General features: G+C 70.7%; 13 protein-coding genes, 1 rRNA gene and 1 pseudogene. 2 read left to right on the top strand and 13 right to left on the bottom strand.

What is annotated here, in order from left to right:
- Positions 1-155: 155 nt before the first annotated feature.
- The 5 genes from NWFMUON74_RS22550 to steA form a co-directional block, all read right to left on the bottom strand.
- The gene (locus tag NWFMUON74_RS22550) at positions 156-464 is read right to left on the bottom strand and encodes a hypothetical protein (protein ID WP_187683816.1); all 309 of its coding nucleotides are present in this window, start codon (positions 462-464) and stop codon (positions 156-158) included.
- Between the two features lie 189 nt (positions 465-653).
- Positions 654-1,310, bottom strand: a complete 657-nt coding sequence (locus NWFMUON74_RS22555) for an NUDIX domain-containing protein (RefSeq protein ID WP_187683817.1) — start codon at positions 1,308-1,310, stop codon at positions 654-656.
- Positions 1,307-3,046, bottom strand: coding sequence for a CTP synthase (locus NWFMUON74_RS22560; protein WP_187683818.1), 1,740 nt, complete (start codon positions 3,044-3,046; stop codon positions 1,307-1,309). Before NWFMUON74_RS22560 ends, NWFMUON74_RS22555 begins: the two co-directional genes overlap by 4 nt.
- 196 nt (positions 3,047-3,242) lie before the next feature.
- Complete coding sequence (locus NWFMUON74_RS22565; protein WP_187683819.1) at positions 3,243-4,163, bottom strand: copper transporter; 921 nt, start codon at positions 4,161-4,163, stop codon at positions 3,243-3,245.
- A gap of 9 nt (positions 4,164-4,172) precedes the next feature.
- On the bottom strand, positions 4,173-5,387 hold the full coding sequence (gene steA, locus NWFMUON74_RS22570) for a putative cytokinetic ring protein SteA (RefSeq protein WP_187683820.1): 1,215 nt from the start codon (positions 5,385-5,387) through the stop codon (positions 4,173-4,175).
- Positions 5,388-5,565: 178 nt separating this feature from the next.
- Here steA and NWFMUON74_RS22575 point away from each other — a divergent pair, with 178 nt between their 5' ends.
- Complete coding sequence (locus NWFMUON74_RS22575; RefSeq protein WP_187683821.1) at positions 5,566-5,991, top strand: SRPBCC family protein; 426 nt, start codon at positions 5,566-5,568, stop codon at positions 5,989-5,991.
- A 3-nt stretch (positions 5,992-5,994) separates the two neighbouring features.
- On the opposite strand, the gene recN is transcribed toward NWFMUON74_RS22575, so the two are convergent.
- Genes recN through NWFMUON74_RS22595 form a run of 4 tightly spaced genes read right to left on the bottom strand, consistent with a single transcriptional unit; the run spans position 5,995 to position 9,844 of the window.
- Positions 5,995-7,773 carry a DNA repair protein RecN gene (gene recN, locus NWFMUON74_RS22580; protein ID WP_187683822.1) on the bottom strand — a complete coding sequence of 593 codons (1,779 nt, stop codon included), beginning with the start codon at positions 7,771-7,773 and terminating at the stop codon, positions 5,995-5,997.
- A complete protein-coding gene (locus NWFMUON74_RS22585; protein WP_187683823.1) occupies positions 7,751-8,716 on the bottom strand; it encodes an NAD kinase in 966 nt (321 codons plus the stop codon). Before NWFMUON74_RS22585 ends, recN begins: the two co-directional genes overlap by 23 nt.
- Positions 8,713-9,534 carry a TlyA family RNA methyltransferase gene (locus NWFMUON74_RS22590; RefSeq protein WP_187683824.1) on the bottom strand — a complete coding sequence of 274 codons (822 nt, stop codon included), beginning with the start codon at positions 9,532-9,534 and terminating at the stop codon, positions 8,713-8,715. Before NWFMUON74_RS22590 ends, NWFMUON74_RS22585 begins: the two co-directional genes overlap by 4 nt.
- 1 nt (position 9,535) lies before the next feature.
- The gene (locus NWFMUON74_RS22595) at positions 9,536-9,844 is read right to left on the bottom strand and encodes a hypothetical protein (protein WP_187683825.1); all 309 of its coding nucleotides are present in this window, start codon (positions 9,842-9,844) and stop codon (positions 9,536-9,538) included.
- Between the two features lie 204 nt (positions 9,845-10,048).
- Between NWFMUON74_RS22595 and NWFMUON74_RS22600 the strand changes: the two genes are divergently transcribed.
- Positions 10,049-10,777 carry a YdcF family protein gene (locus NWFMUON74_RS22600; RefSeq protein ID WP_187683826.1) on the top strand — a complete coding sequence of 243 codons (729 nt, stop codon included), beginning with the start codon at positions 10,049-10,051 and terminating at the stop codon, positions 10,775-10,777.
- Here NWFMUON74_RS22600 and NWFMUON74_RS22605 read toward each other — a convergent pair.
- The 4 genes and pseudogenes from NWFMUON74_RS22605 to rrf all read right to left on the bottom strand — a co-directional run bounded on the left by NWFMUON74_RS22605 (position 10,659) and on the right by rrf (position 13,935).
- A complete protein-coding gene (locus NWFMUON74_RS22605; RefSeq protein ID WP_187683827.1) occupies positions 10,659-11,165 on the bottom strand; it encodes a DinB family protein in 507 nt (168 codons plus the stop codon). The two genes, NWFMUON74_RS22600 and NWFMUON74_RS22605, sit on opposite strands and share 119 nt — an antisense overlap.
- Positions 11,166-11,291: 126 nt before the next feature.
- On the bottom strand, positions 11,292-12,185 hold the full coding sequence (locus NWFMUON74_RS22610; RefSeq protein WP_232110517.1) for an HAD-IIA family hydrolase: 894 nt from the start codon (positions 12,183-12,185) through the stop codon (positions 11,292-11,294).
- A 28-nt stretch (positions 12,186-12,213) separates the two neighbouring features.
- Positions 12,214-13,269: pseudogene (locus NWFMUON74_RS22615) on the bottom strand (hypothetical protein); the annotation flags it as partial.
- 549 nt (positions 13,270-13,818) lie between these two features.
- Positions 13,819-13,935: ribosomal RNA gene (rrf, locus tag NWFMUON74_RS22620) — 5S ribosomal RNA — on the bottom strand.
- Between the last annotated feature and the right edge of the window lie 52 nt (positions 13,936-13,987).

Genomic DNA, 13,987 nt, shown 5'->3' on the forward strand with positions numbered 1-13,987 from the left:
CGCCGGGGCACGATCCGGTGCGGCGGGACAGTCACGGATCACATCATGGCAGCAGCACCCGGCGTCACACCGGACCGGACACGCGCCCGCGGGCGACGGACGGACAACTCGCCCGTCTGTGCCCCGCTACAACGCCGCCCCGCTACAGGGCCCCGCTACAGGCTCAGGGCGGCTCGCAGCCGGGTGTCGAGCGCGTCCATCTCCTCGGCGGACAGTTCGCCCGCCAGTTCGGCCAGCCACACCCGGTAGACCCGGTGGAACTCGAGCGCGTCGGCCCAGCCGTGGCAGGTGTGGATGGTCAGCACGTGCCCCGGGTCGGCCTCGGCGAACGGGACGACGTGCAGCCAGCGGTACGGCGAGGTGATCACCGCCGGGTCCGACACCACCACCACGGTGGTGCGGCGCGGCGCCGGGGTGCCGTCGGGCAGCACCGGCGCGTACCGCCAGACTTCACCGCGTCTCATACGACCTCACGCGCCCGGGCGGCCACCCGCGGATCCAGGGTGACCGGCACCGGGTTCGCCTCGCGCATACCCACATGCATACCAGAGCGGCGCGAGACCAGGAACCCGGCGGCAACTCGGGATCTGCGAGATTCGGATTGCATGAGTCGCATGCGCTTTCACCGCCCGGCCCGACACCGACCGGTTCCGTTACTCCGCGTCGCGCGCCTCGTGCTCGCGGGCCTTGCGGCGCAGGAACGCCGTCGGCATCCCGGGCCAGGGCGCGTCGGCCGGGCGCAGCGGAACCTCCCGGGCGCGCGCGGTGGACAGCGCCAGCACGCCCGCCACCGCGGTCGCGTTGACGATCTCGCCGGACAGCGCGGCACGCACCGCCGCGTCCAGCGGCAAACGCACGATCTCGAGGTCCGCCTCCTCCAGTTCCGGTTCGGGACGGTCGGTTTCGTGCAGTCCGGTGGCCAGGTAGATGCGCAGCGACTCGTCGGTGAACCCCGGCGACAGGGCCACGTCCACCAGTACCGACCATTCGCGGGCGGCCAGGCCGGTCTCCTCGGCGAGTTCGCGCCGGGCCGCGGCGAGCGGGTCCTCGCCGGGCTGATCGAGCAGGCCCGCGGGCAGCTCGAGCAACCGGCGGCCCACCGGATGGCGGTACTGGTTGATCAGCACCACGTTGCCGTCGTCGTCCAGCGCGGCGACGGCGACGGCGCCGTGGTGCTCGATGACCTCGCGTTCGGCGACCCGCCCGCCCGGCATCGCCACCTGGTCCAGCCGCAGCGCCAGGATCGCGCCCGAGTACACCGTGCGGCTGGCGACCGTCTCGAAGTCGTGGCTGCCGGGAGTGGTGGTCACCGGGCGACCCGCTCCCCCTCGTCGACGGTGATGTCACCCTCGATGTCGACCGGAAGCCGTTCGGCCGCCTTGTATTTCAGCGCCGCGCTGATCAGTCCGGCGAACAACGGGTGCGGGCGGGTGGGGCGGCTCTTCAACTCCGGATGTGCCTGGGTGGCAACGAAATACGGATGCCGGTCGGCGGGCAGTTCGACGAACTCGACCAGATGCCCGTCCGGGGAGGTGCCGCTGAATCGCAGGCCGCTCTGGGCGATCTTGTCGCGGTAGGCGTTGTTCACCTCGAAGCGATGCCGATGCCGCTCGGACACCTCGGTGGCGCCGTACGCCTGCGCCACGACCGAATCCGGTTGCAGCACAGCGGGATACGCGCCCAGCCGCATGGTGCCGCCGAGATCGGCCGCACCGGCCACGGCTGCCTGCTGGTCGGCCATGGTCGAGATCACCGGATGCTCGGTGTCGGGTTCGAACTCGGCGGAGTTGGCGTCCGTGAGGCCGACCGAGCGGGCCGCCTCGATCACCATGCACTGCAGCCCCAGGCACAGCCCCAGCAGCGGGATGCCGCGGGTGCGCGCGTAGTGGATGGCGCCGACCTTGCCCTCGATGCCGCGGATGCCGAACCCGCCGGGGATGAGCACCGCGTCGACGTCGTGCAGGTGCTGCTGGGCGCCGGCGGGGGTCTCGCACTCGTCGGACTGCACCCAGCGGATGTTCACCTTCGCCTTGGCCGCGAAGCCGCCCGAGCGCAGGGCCTCGGTCACCGACAGGTAGGCGTCGGGCAGATCGACGTACTTGCCGACCAGCGCGACGGTGACGTGCTCGCGCGGGTTGTGCACCCGGTCGAGCAGATCGCCCCACACGGTCCAGTCCACATCGCGGAACGGCAGGCCCAGCTTGCGCACGACATAGGCGTCCAGGCCCTCGCGGTGCAGCACGCGCGGGATGTCGTAGATCGACGGCGCGTCCGGGGTGGAGATACAGGCGTCGACGTCGACGTCGCACATCAGGGCGATCTTGTTCTTCAGCCCCGGCGGCACCTCGCGATCACAGCGCAGGATCAGCGCGTCGGGCTGGATACCGATATTGCGCAGCGCGGCGACGGAGTGCTGGGTCGGCTTGGTCTTCAGCTCACCGGACGGCGCCAGGTACGGCACCAGGGTGACGTGCAGGAAGAAGACGTTCTCCCGCCCCACCTCGTGGCGGATCTGCCGGGCCGCCTCCAGGAACGGCTGCGACTCGATATCGCCGACGGTGCCGCCGATCTCGACGATCACCACGTCCGGGACCTGGCCGTACAGGTCCGGGCCGACGGTGGCCAGCACGCGGCTCTTGATCTCGTCGGTGATGTGCGGGATCACCTGGACGGTGTCGCCGAGATACTCGCCGCGGCGTTCCTTGGCGATCACCGACGAATACACCTGACCGGTGGTGACATTGGCGGCCTGCGACAGATCCCGGTCGAGGAAGCGCTCGTAGTGGCCGACGTCGAGATCGGTCTCCGCGCCGTCCTCGGTCACGAACACCTCACCGTGCTGGAAGGGGTTCATGGTGCCGGGATCGACGTTGAGATAGGGATCGAGCTTCTGCATCGTCACGCGCAGACCGCGCGCGGTGAGCAGTTGGCCGAGGCTGGAGGCGGTAAGTCCCTTGCCCAGGGAGGAGGCGACACCACCGCTGACGAAGATGAGTTTGGTGGCAGTCTGATGGGGAGAGAGCGCCGGAATCCGTGATTGACCCACGGGACTTCACGTTAACACGAAAAGCGCCGGCGAATCGACGCCACGCGAGGTAGCCGCGGGATGGCTGGAAGTTCCTTCGTCACTTGCGCCCCATCCGGCGCTGCGGGCACACCGACCCCGCTGGCCCCGGCAACGGCTGCGGTGGTCGAGTCGTCGGCACGATTGTCCGGATGTGTGCCGCGCGGGGCCTCGAGCCTCACTGCGGCGCGGCGGCGACGGTCAGGGAACTCGCCCTGTCTCCCGTGCCGTAGCGGCCGATCACGCCGTGCAGCTGCTCGCCGAGCCCGAGTGCCGTTGTGACGCGGCCGATCTCGGAGTCGACATTGTCGACCGTGGTGACCGCCGCGCCGAGCTGGGAGTCACCACGCACCACGGCGATGGGTCCCGAACCCGCGGCAGCGCCCGGCCGTCCGGCCAGCACCACACCCGCGCCGCGGCCTTTCAGCCCACCGGCGAACCGGCCGACGATCGACCCGCGATTGTTCTCCTCTGCCCGCGCACCGGCACCGGTCACCACCACGGCGAGCTGCGCGGGGTGCACCGTGTCGGCCGTGAGAAAGCCACCGCCCCGCAACGTGTCGAGGATCAGCCCGCGTTCCTGATCCGTCGCGCGGGGTTGCCCGCTGCCGGGATCGGTGAGCAACGCCGTCCCGAGCAGGTCACCGGCCAGACTGCCCTGGTCGACGGCACCGGTCGGCAGTTGCGCGCCCGCCGGGATCATGTTGGTGATCGCCGTGCGCAGCCGGTCGCCCTGCCCCGAGTCCACGAAGGCGTCGGTCAGCGCGACCGTGCCGCCGACCACCGCACCGGCCGTCGTCAACGCCTTGGTGACCGCCTCGACATCGGCGGCGTCGGCGTCGGGCGTGGTGAACACCAGCACCGTGCGGTCGGTCAGCGTCCCACCCAGCAACCGTCCCGCAGACCGCGCGATGAAGGCGTCGGCGGACCGCAATCGGTCGGTGAGTTCGCCGTTCTCGGCGGCCAGCGCACCCGCGCGCCGGTCGCTCCGGTCGGTCTGCGACGGGCCACCGCGCAGCTGTGCGCCCAGAAGCACGCCGACCGCGACCGCGAGCAGGACCGCGGCGATCGGAACGGCGTGCCGTCGTAGCGAAAACACTTGTCCCCCTTAGAGTTTTCGGTCCAGCAGCCCACGCGCCCAGGATTCGGCGTGCTGCCAGGTGTCGCGCGCCCAGTTCAGCGCCTCGCCCCCGGTGTGCTGCGAGACCAGCAGAGCGACGATCAAGGCGATCAGCGCGGCCAGCACCAGCAGCGCCGCCGCCCAGCCCGAGGTGTGATGCCGGTACAGCGTCGCCACGGCCTTCGCGTCCATCAGCTTGGATCCGGTCTTGAGCCTGGTCAGGAAGGTCGCCGGATTGGACTCGCGGCGACTGCGGTCGAAGAAGTCGTCCAGCGAGGCGGCCGCGCCGCAGGTGACGATGAGCGACGCGCCGTGGTGGTCGGCGAGCAGCAGCGCCAGATCCGTCGCCGAGCCCGACGACGGGAAGGTGGTGGCGCCGATGCCCAGGTCCTGGATGCGTTCCAGGCCCTTGGCGTGCCCGTCGGTGTCGGCGGGCAGGATCACCTCGGCGCCGCACTTCAGCGTGGTCGCCGTGATCTCCTCGGGATCGCCGACGATCAGGTCGGGCCGGTAGCCGCAGCGCGTGAGCGTGTCGGCGCCGCGACCCACCCCGACCAGGATCGGCGCGTACTCCTTGATGAAGGGCTTGAGCGATTTCAGGTCGTCTCGATGGTCGGGTCCGTCGGCCACCACCACGACATGCCTCTTGCGCATGGATAATTCGAGGTCGGGCATGCCCAGACCGTCGATCAGCAAGGCGCTTTCGGTGCGAACGAACTCGATCGTGTTGCCCGCGAAAGCTTCCAGATGGTCGGCCAGGCCGTTACGGGCGGCGATCATGCGCTCGGCGATCGCCGATTCGGTCAGTTCGATGCCCTCGACCAGCGCCTCGGGCACCTTCTTGGTGAGCCGGTCGGCGTAGACGACCCCCTCGTCGACCCGGACCTTCACCCCGTCCTTGATCTTGGTGAAGACATCCGAGGACACCGCGTCCAGCAGCAGGATCCCGTTGGCCACCAGCACTTCCGGGCCCAGGTTCGGATAGCGCCCGGAAATCGAGGGCGAGGCGTTCACGACCGCCGCCACACCCGCCTCGACCAGCCGGTCGGCGGTGAGCCGATCCAGATCCATCTCGTCGAGCACCACGACGTCGCCCGGTCCGACCCGCTTGAGCAGACGCCGGGTGTTGCGGTCGACCCGGGCTATCCCGGACACACCGGGCAGCGTTTCGGTGCTCCTCGACAACAGTGCCAGCATCTTCATGACGTCCGATGATGGGCCCAAACCCTCAACCCGTGGTGGAGGCGCGCCGCATTCCGCTACCTGATTCGTCACTGTGATGCCAGCGACGCGCCAGCTACGGCCGCGGCGGGGTACCGATATGCTGTGCCACACGGCACACCGGCGGCCCGCACGGGCACGCACGCGCGAAGGAGAAGTTATGGCAAGCACCACCCTCGACACCGTCGTTCCCGCCCCGCGCGAGGTGGTGTACAAGCTGTTCACCGAGCGTGACAGCCTCAACGGGTATCTGCCCGTGAAGTTCACCCTGAAGCAGCCCGGTTCGCCCGAGCCCGCCGGAGTCGGCGCCCGCTACCGCGTCGGTGTCGGCGGCGTCGGCATCACCGAGGAGACCACCGAGCTGGTACCCAACGAGCGCATGGCGTACAAGATCGTCGCCGGCGCCCCGGTCCGCAGCCACACCGGCACCATCACCTTCGCCGACGCTCCCGGCGGCGGCACCCTGGTCACCTACCGCATGGACTCCGACCCCAAGGTCCCCGTCCCCGCGGCGCTGACCCAGCTGCTGCTGAAGGGGCTCATCAGCCCGTTCCTGAGCGCGGCTCGCAAGGCCGCCGCCAAGTAATCCTCAACTGGCCGCGGGCGTACTGTCCTTTTCGGTACGGGCGGTTTCGAGGAGTTCCTCGGCGTGGGCGCGGCCGGTTTCGGTGTCGTCGAGACCGGCGAGCATGCGGGCCAGTTCCTTTACTCGTTCGTCGTTGGTGAGGGCGTGGACGCCGCTGTTCACGCCCTTGCCGTCGTCCACCTTGTCGACCACCAGGTGGGTGTCGGCGAAGGCGGCCACCTGCGGCAGGTGGGTCACCACGATGACCTGATGGGTGCGGGCCAGCCGGGCCAGGCGGCGGCCGATCTCGACCGCGGCGCGACCGCCCACCCCGGCATCGACCTCGTCGAACACCATGGTGGCACCGTGCTCGGAGCTGGACAGCACCACCTCGAGCGCCAGCATCACGCGCGACAGCTCACCGCCGGACGCGCTCTTGCTCAGTGGCAGCGACTGTGCCCCCGAGTGCGCCGACAGCCGGAACTCGACCTCGTCCACACCGGCGGCCCCGGCGTGTAATTCCTTGCCGTCCAACGTGATCGGGGCCGAATCCTGTGCGGCGGCGGGCACCGGCCGCACCACGACCTCGAGCTTGGCGCGGCCCATCGCCAAGCCGGACAACTCGGCACTCACGGCGGCGGCCAGCTTCTTGGCGGCCTTCGCCCGCGCCGTGGACAGCTTCTTCGCCGTCTCGCGCACCTGGTCGGCGGCATTGTCCACCTCGGCGGCGAGCGCGGCGAGCGCCTCGTCGGACACGTCGAGCGAGTCCAGGCGGCCGCGCGCCTCCTCGGCCCAGGCCCGCACGCCGTCGATGTCCGGCGCGTATTTCCTTGTCAGCGTTTTCAATTCGGCCTGGCGGTTCAGCAGCGAATCCAGCGCGCTCGGATCCGACGGCAGATCCGACAGGTAGGTGCTGAGTTCGGTGGTGACGTCGACCACCACCGAGATCGCCTCGCCGAGGCGGGGCGCCAGCTCCGCCAGCGCGCGATCCTCCGCCGATTCCAGCCGGGCCCGCGCGGCGCCGAGCAGATCCAGCGCCCCCGCGCCCTCGCCGGGCGAGTCGGCCGGACCGGCCAGCGCGTCGTGCGCCGAGGTCGCCGACTCGCGCAGCGAATCCAGATCCGACAAGCGGCGCACCTCGGCGACGATGCGGTCGTCCTCGCCGGGTTCCGGTGCGATGGCGTCGATCTCGTCCAGCGAATACTTCAGCCGGTCGGCCTCCAGCGCCAGTTCGCGGCTGCGCTCGGTGCGCTCGAGCAGTTCCGCGCGCGCCTGCAGCCAGGTCCGGCGGGCCAGCTGATATTTGCGCAGCAATCCGTCCATCGCCGCACCGGCGAACTGGTCGAGAGCACGCAGCTGCTGTTCGGGGCGCTGCAGGCGCAGCTGATCGTTCTGGCCGTGCACGGTCAGCAGCGGGGCGGTGAAATCGTTCAGCACCGCCGCGGGCACGCTGCGCCCGCCCAGATGCGCGCGCGAGCGGCCGTCGCTGCCGACGGTCCGCACGGCGATGATGCTGCCGTCGTCATCGCGTTGCGCCCCAGCCGATTCCAGCACCTTCTCGACCTCGTCGCGGGCGCCGTCGTGCACCTCGTCGACGGTGAACCGGCCCTCCACCACGGCTCGCGCGGCGCCCTGGCGCACCCGGCCCGCGTCGGCGCGCGCTCCGCCGAGCAGGTGCAGGCTCGTCACCACCATCGTCTTGCCCGCGCCCGTCTCGCCGGTCAGGCAGGTCAGCCCCGCGTGGAATTGCGCTGTGGCGGTGGAAATGACGCCCAGCCCGTCAATCCTGATCTCTGTCAGCACTCGTGCTCTCCGTTCGGCCCGACCGCTCCGGCGACCGACCTCGCCAGCCGGTCACGGGCAGTTGGAATTTGCGCACCATCCGGTCGGCGAAGGGCGCGGAATCCAGCCGCACCCAATGCACCGGCTCGGTCCCCCGCACCGCCTCGAACCGGCCGCCCTTCGGCAGCGCGAGCGTCCGGCGGCCGTCCAGGAAAACGATCGCATCATGGCCCGTGGCAACGGTTTCCACCGCTATGCGCGAATCCGGGCTGGTCACCAGCGGACGCGCGAACAGGGCGTGGGCGTTGCTCGGGATCACCAGCAGCGCCTCCAGCTCCGGCCACACCACCGGGCCGCCCGCGGAGAACGCGTAGGCGGTGGAGCCGGTCGGGGTCGCGATCAGTACCCCGTCGCAGCCGAATTGGGACACGGGGCGGCCGTCGACCTCCAGCACCACCTCCAGCACGCCCATCCGGGCGGCGTTCTCGATGCTGGCCTCGTTGAGGGCCCATCCACGTTCCACGACTACATCATCGACGCGAACACTGACATCTATCGTCATCCGCCGCTCGATGCGGTAATCGCCACGCACCACCTGCGCCAGCGCGTCGTCCAGATGCTCGGCCTCGGCCTCGGTGAGAAAACCGATGCGGCCCAGATTGATTCCCAGTACCGGCACCCGTGCCGCGCGGGCCAGCTCCGCGGCGCGCAGGAAGGTGCCGTCACCGCCGAGCGCCAGCACCATCTCGCAGCCCACGGCGGCGTCGGGGCCGTGCGAGACGACCTGCACCGGATAGCCGTCGGGGGTGCCGGTCTCGTCGCAGTCCAGCCGGGTGCTGTCGGCCTCGTCCTCCAGCAGGCGCAGGCCGATTCCGGCGTCCTCGAAGATCTTCGCCATCCGGTGCGCGGTCTCGGTGAGTTCGGGTCGGCCGGGATGCGCGACGAGCAGAATGTCCCGTTTCACTGTGGCCCCTCCTCGACCGCCCGCCGCACCAGCGCCGCGACATCCGGCACCGCGACGTGGTCGCCGGATTCCTTGCGCAACCACAGGAAGTATTCGACATTGCCGGACGGTCCGGGCAGCGGACTGGCCACCACGCCGCGGGTCGCCAGCCCGAGGTTCGCGGCCACGGCCGCCACCTCGCGCACCGCCTCACCCCGCAATCCCGGATCACGCACCACGCCGCCGGAGCCTACTCGCTGCTTGCCGACCTCGAATTGCGGTTTCACCATGGGCAACAGGTCCGCTCCGGGCGCGCAGCACTGTGCCAAGGCTGGCAGCACCAGACCCAGCGAGATGAACGACAGATCGGCGACCACGAGTTCGACGGTCCCGCCGATCGCGTCGGGCGTCAACGACCGCACATTGGTGCGATCGTGGATACGCACCCGCTCGTCGTTCTGCAACCGCCAGATCAATTGGCCGTAGCCGACGTCCACCGCCACCACCTCGCGAGCGCCTCGCGTCAGCAGCACATCGGTGAAGCCGCCGGTCGAGGCGCCGGCGTCGAGGCAGCGGCGGCCCGAGACGGCCAGACCTTCCGGTTCGAACGCCGCGAGCGCGCCCAGCAGTTTGTGCGCGCCCCGCGAGGCCCACCGCACCTCGTCGGGTTCCTCACGCACCAGCAGCGGGATACCCGGTTCCACGGCCGTGGCCGGCTTGGCCGCGACCGTGCCGTTGATCAGGACGCGGCCCGCGCCGATCAGCTCGACCGCGTGTTCCCGCGACCGCGCCAATCCGCGGCGAACCAGCTCGGCGTCCACCCGCGCGCGCCTGGCCAACTCAGATCTTGTCCACCGTCGCCAGGGCCTGGACCAGCACCTCGTGTGCCTGCTCCAGAATGCGAGCCCGCCGGGTGATGTCGGTGCCCGCGTTCGCCGAGGTCGGCAGCGCGGCCGCCAGGCCCGCCGACTCCGAACCGCGTGCTCCCGCAGCCAGTTCCGCCAGTAGCGCATCGATCTCCGAGCGCACCTGCTGCGGGTCGGCGAACTCCGCGGGGTTCGCGCCCGCCAGGTGCTGGCCGGGCAGCGGAACGCCCGGACGGGGCCCGTGCGCCCCGGATTCGTGCGGACGAGACATCGGGGTAGTCATGGTGCCGACAACGCTACCGGAATTCGGATTCGAACACGCGTTCCGACCGGGATTCCGGGCGTGCCATCGCCCGCCCGTCCTGACACCGGTCACCGCGGAGTTCATGAACGGCGTCGCACCCTCTGCCCTCGACGAGGGGAACGCGGAACGCCTGTGGGACGAGTCCGTGCGCATGCTCGGCGGGGCGGTTGGCACAATTGGCGGGTGCGAGGTGATCGGCTCGGGACGAACCGATGGGTGGCGGCGGGGCTGGGCCTCGCCGCGGCGATCGGCGTCGCCGAATTCCTGAGCTGGCGCGCGTCGCGGCAGTACCTGCCGCGACGCCCGGTACCTCCCGGCGGAACGGAAGCCGTCGTCGTACTGGGCTACCCCGCCAAGCACGACGGCAGCACACATCCACTCCAGCGGTGGCGCTGCCGGATCGCCGCCCGGTCTCTCGATCCCCGCGCCGAGGGCACGCTGGTCTTCACCGGGGGTGCGGTCCGGCGCGACTGGTCCGAGGCCGAGGTGATGGCGCGCTGGACCCGCGACACCTTCGGCATCCGCGCCGACCGCATCCGGACCGAGACCAACGCCGAAAATACCTGGCAGAACATCGAATTCACCACCCCGCTGATCGAACACGCCGACCGCGTCAAGATCGCCTCGGACCCCATGCACGCCGCCCGAGCCCGCCGCTACCTTCTCCTGCAACGCCCCGACCTCGCCGCTCGCCTCACCCCCGCCGCCGACTACCGCTTCGGCGAGAGATGGTGGCTCAAACTCCCCACCGCCGCCCACGAACTCGCCGCCATCGCCCGCCGCCGTGGCGGAGCTATGGCGAGGGCAGCTGGCGGCGGATGTCGAGGAGGTGGTGGCGGACCTCGTGGACGGTGTGCACGGCTACCCAGCGCAGTGAGCGCTCGGTTCCGGGTTCGGGGTAGTGGTAGATGACGATGCGGTCCCAGGCCGGGGCGTCGAGGCGGTCGAGCACGTTGGTGAACATGAGGGCGGCATCGGTGATTTGGCGGGCGACATCCGCGGGGTCCTGATCGGCGTAGCCGTCGTGGTCGACGCGTTCGTCGCGACCCATCGGCGTGCAGTCGGGCCGGTCGGTGCGCCGGGCCGCCAGCACCCGCTCACGCTGCACCAGCAACGTGTCACGCAGGTGGCAGGCGTACTCGAGCGGTGACCACAGGGTGTCCCGCCGCCGCGGCCGCGGATCCTCGTCCGGCCGCAGCAGCAACCCGGCCACCTCGTCGATTCCGTCTCGAATCGCCTGCGCCGCAGCATCCGCGGTCGCTGGATCATAGGTGAATCCGCACTCCGGGCAGTCGATCATGAGCCGACTGTACGACCGTGGGACCACAGACTCACGTGGATTACCGAGCCATCGCGCCGATCGGGCAAGCTATGTCGACGCGCGACGATCGTCTCGGCGGATCCGGACAGGCACCCGGGTGGCCGGTCAGGCGGCGATCGGAATCGCTCGACCCGGATGCTGCCGCAGCAGGTCGGCCAGTCGGTCGGCGAGGTCACCCTCGGCGGCGCGGACCGAAACCGCTTGCGCCACTGGGTGATTCAACGCGTCGAGCGAGTCGGAGACGTAGGTGGGGAGTTGGTCGGGCGCCTGCTTGCGCAGGTCGTCGAGGGTACTGACACCGGTGAGCACCAGCAGCGACGGCAACCCGACGCGATGGGCGCCGTCGATATCGGTATCGAGACGATCGCCGACGACCAGGGCGGCACGGGTGCCCGCGCGGTCGAGCGCATCCTCCAGCAGCGGCGCGTACGGCTTGCCCGCGACGATCGGCTCTCGCTCCGTAGCGGTCCGCAGGGCGGCGACCATCGACCCGTTGCCGGGCGCGAGACCACGCTCGTTCGGCAGTGTGGCATCGGTGTTGGCGGCCACCCACAGGGCACCGGCCCGCAGTGCGTAGGCCGCCTCGGCGAGATCCGGCCAGGCGGTCTCGGGCGAATGCCCCTGCACCACGGCATCGGGCGGCGCGTCCTCGAACCGCCGGATCGGCCGCAATCCGACCCGATCGATCTCGGCGGCCAGGTCGTCGGTGCCGACGATCAGCACGGTGGCCCCCGGGCTCAGCCGCCCGGCCAGCACGTGCGCGGCCGCCTGGGCGCTGGTCACCACGTCGTCGGCGGTCGCGGCGAAGCCCAGCTGGGCCAGGTGCCCCGCCACCGACGCGGCCGACCGGCTCGCGTTGTTGGTGACATACATCAGCGCCTGCGAATCGGGCCCGTCCAGCAGCGCCGCGGGCGCCCCCGGAACGACCCGGCTCCCTCGATACAGCGTGCCGTCCAGATCCAGCAGCAGCGCGCCGAACCCGTCCCTCAACCGCGTCACAGCTCCACCCACTCCGAACCTCGGAACCCTACTCGTCCTCGACATCGGTTGCGCCACCGGCGAGTTCGTCGGCGCGCTCCTCGGCGTCGGTCTCGCTGTCGAGATCGGCGGAGGCGGCGTTGAGGAACCAGGTCAGGGCCTCGTCGCCGCGACCGGCGGCCAGCAGGGCCTCCGCGTACGCGTAGAACAGACGCGCGGCGGCCGAACCGGTGCGCCCCGGGTCCAGTTCGGAGGTCTGCAGCGTCACGACCGCCTGGTCGTACTGGCCGAGATCCATGCGAGCCCCGGCGACCACGATCCGCAGTTCGGTAGCCTCGTCGCCCTTCAGCCTGCGCGCCTCGTCGCTGCGACCCAGTTCGATGGCCCGCTCGGGACGGCCCAGACCGCGTTCACAGTCCGCCATGACCGCGAGCAGACCGGACCCACCGGACATCCGCCGCGCCGTCCGCAACTCCGACAGCGCCTCCGCCCATTCACCGGCGTGGTAGGCGATGACACCGGCGGTCTCGCGGACCACGGCGATCCGTCCGGCCCGCTGCCGCGCGGCCCGCGCGTGCGCCAGCGCTTGCTCCGGGTCCTCCTCGAGCAGGCGGGTCGCCATCACCAGATGACGGGCCACCGTCTCGGCATTGTTCTTGTCCAGGCTCAGCAGATCGCGGCGGACCGCCGGATCGAGTTCACCGGCCTCGACGTCGTCGGGCAGCGCCGGCTCCTCCGGCCGCGCGTCGCGCCGATCGGCTCCGCGACCGCCCGCGGCATGCGCGCCTTCACCGCCGCGCCGACGCTCCGGGCCGGGCCCGCTGTCGGCGCGGTCGAGGTTCCGGTCGCCGAACTCTCGATCGGCTGCCGCACCCCGCTCGTCTCCGCCCCGACCGGCATCTGCTCGGCGGTCGCCCCCGCGCCGGAATCCGCCACGCCCGGTGTCATCACGTTTCTCCCCGGCACGACCGAACCCACCGCGTCCACCGCTGTCACGACGGTCGCCCGCAGGTCGATCGAAGCCACCGCGGCCCTCGCCACGGGTGTAGCCGCCACGGTCACCGCCGGGCCGACCGCCACCCCGATCGAAATTGCCGCGCCGGTCGCCGTATGGGCGATCGGGCGCACCACGACGATCGTCGCCACCTCGGCTGTCGCGGTACGGCCGGTCCGGGCGGTCGCCACCTCCCCGCCGGTCGTCACCACGGTCGGATCGCCCACGATTATCGCCGTACGAGCGGTCCGCTCCGCGCTTGAAGCCGCCTCTGTTCTCTCCCGCGCCGCGGCCGGAACCTGCTGCGCCACGGCCCGATTCGCCTTGACCGCCGCTGCGGCGGAAACCTCCGCCGCTGTTCGGACGGCGGTCCTGGCCGCCGCGATCGGAATCACCGCCGCGGCCGGACCGAGGCTCGTACGGCCGGTCCTCGCCCGACCGCTCGCGCGCGGGACGTCCGGAGCCAGCACCCTGGCCGGACCCGCTGCTGCGGCGGAAGGGCTTCCGACCGTCGTTGTGCTCCGACACGGTGATCCCTTTCTCTGTTCATGCTTCGTTCTCGAATTGAACCACGCGCCGGCGGCCTCGCCGCCACACGGCACCGGCCCCGGAACGACGAAAAGGGGACCCACGGTATGGGCCCCCTTTTCGGGAAGTATGTTCCGGCGGTGTCCTACTCTCCCACACCCTGTCGAGTGCAGTACCATCGGCGCAGGTGAGCTTAGCTTCCGGGTTCGGAATGGGACCGGGCGTTTCCCCACCGCTATAACCGCCGTAACTCTATGAAACTATCCACACACATCGTGTGTTGTTTCAGATACCGCACAGT

It is taken from the genome of Nocardia wallacei (assembly GCF_014466955.1).
Classification (GTDB): Bacteria; Actinomycetota; Actinomycetes; order Mycobacteriales; family Mycobacteriaceae; genus Nocardia; species Nocardia wallacei.

What these genes read in the sequence shown, in the direction of transcription:
- NWFMUON74_RS22550 (WP_187683816.1), bottom strand. Translation starts at nt 464, where the DNA reads ATGAGACGCGGTGAAGTCTGGCGGTACGCGCCGGTGCTGCCCGACGGC.
- steA (WP_187683820.1), bottom strand. Translation starts at nt 5,387, where the DNA reads ATGAAGATGCTGGCACTGTTGTCGAGGAGCACCGAAACGCTGCCCGGT.
- NWFMUON74_RS22575 (WP_187683821.1), top strand. Translation starts at nt 5,566, where the DNA reads ATGGCAAGCACCACCCTCGACACCGTCGTTCCCGCCCCGCGCGAGGTG.
- NWFMUON74_RS22595 (WP_187683825.1), bottom strand. Translation starts at nt 9,844, where the DNA reads ATGACTACCCCGATGTCTCGTCCGCACGAATCCGGGGCGCACGGGCCC.
- NWFMUON74_RS22605 (WP_187683827.1), bottom strand. Translation starts at nt 11,165, where the DNA reads ATGATCGACTGCCCGGAGTGCGGATTCACCTATGATCCAGCGACCGCG.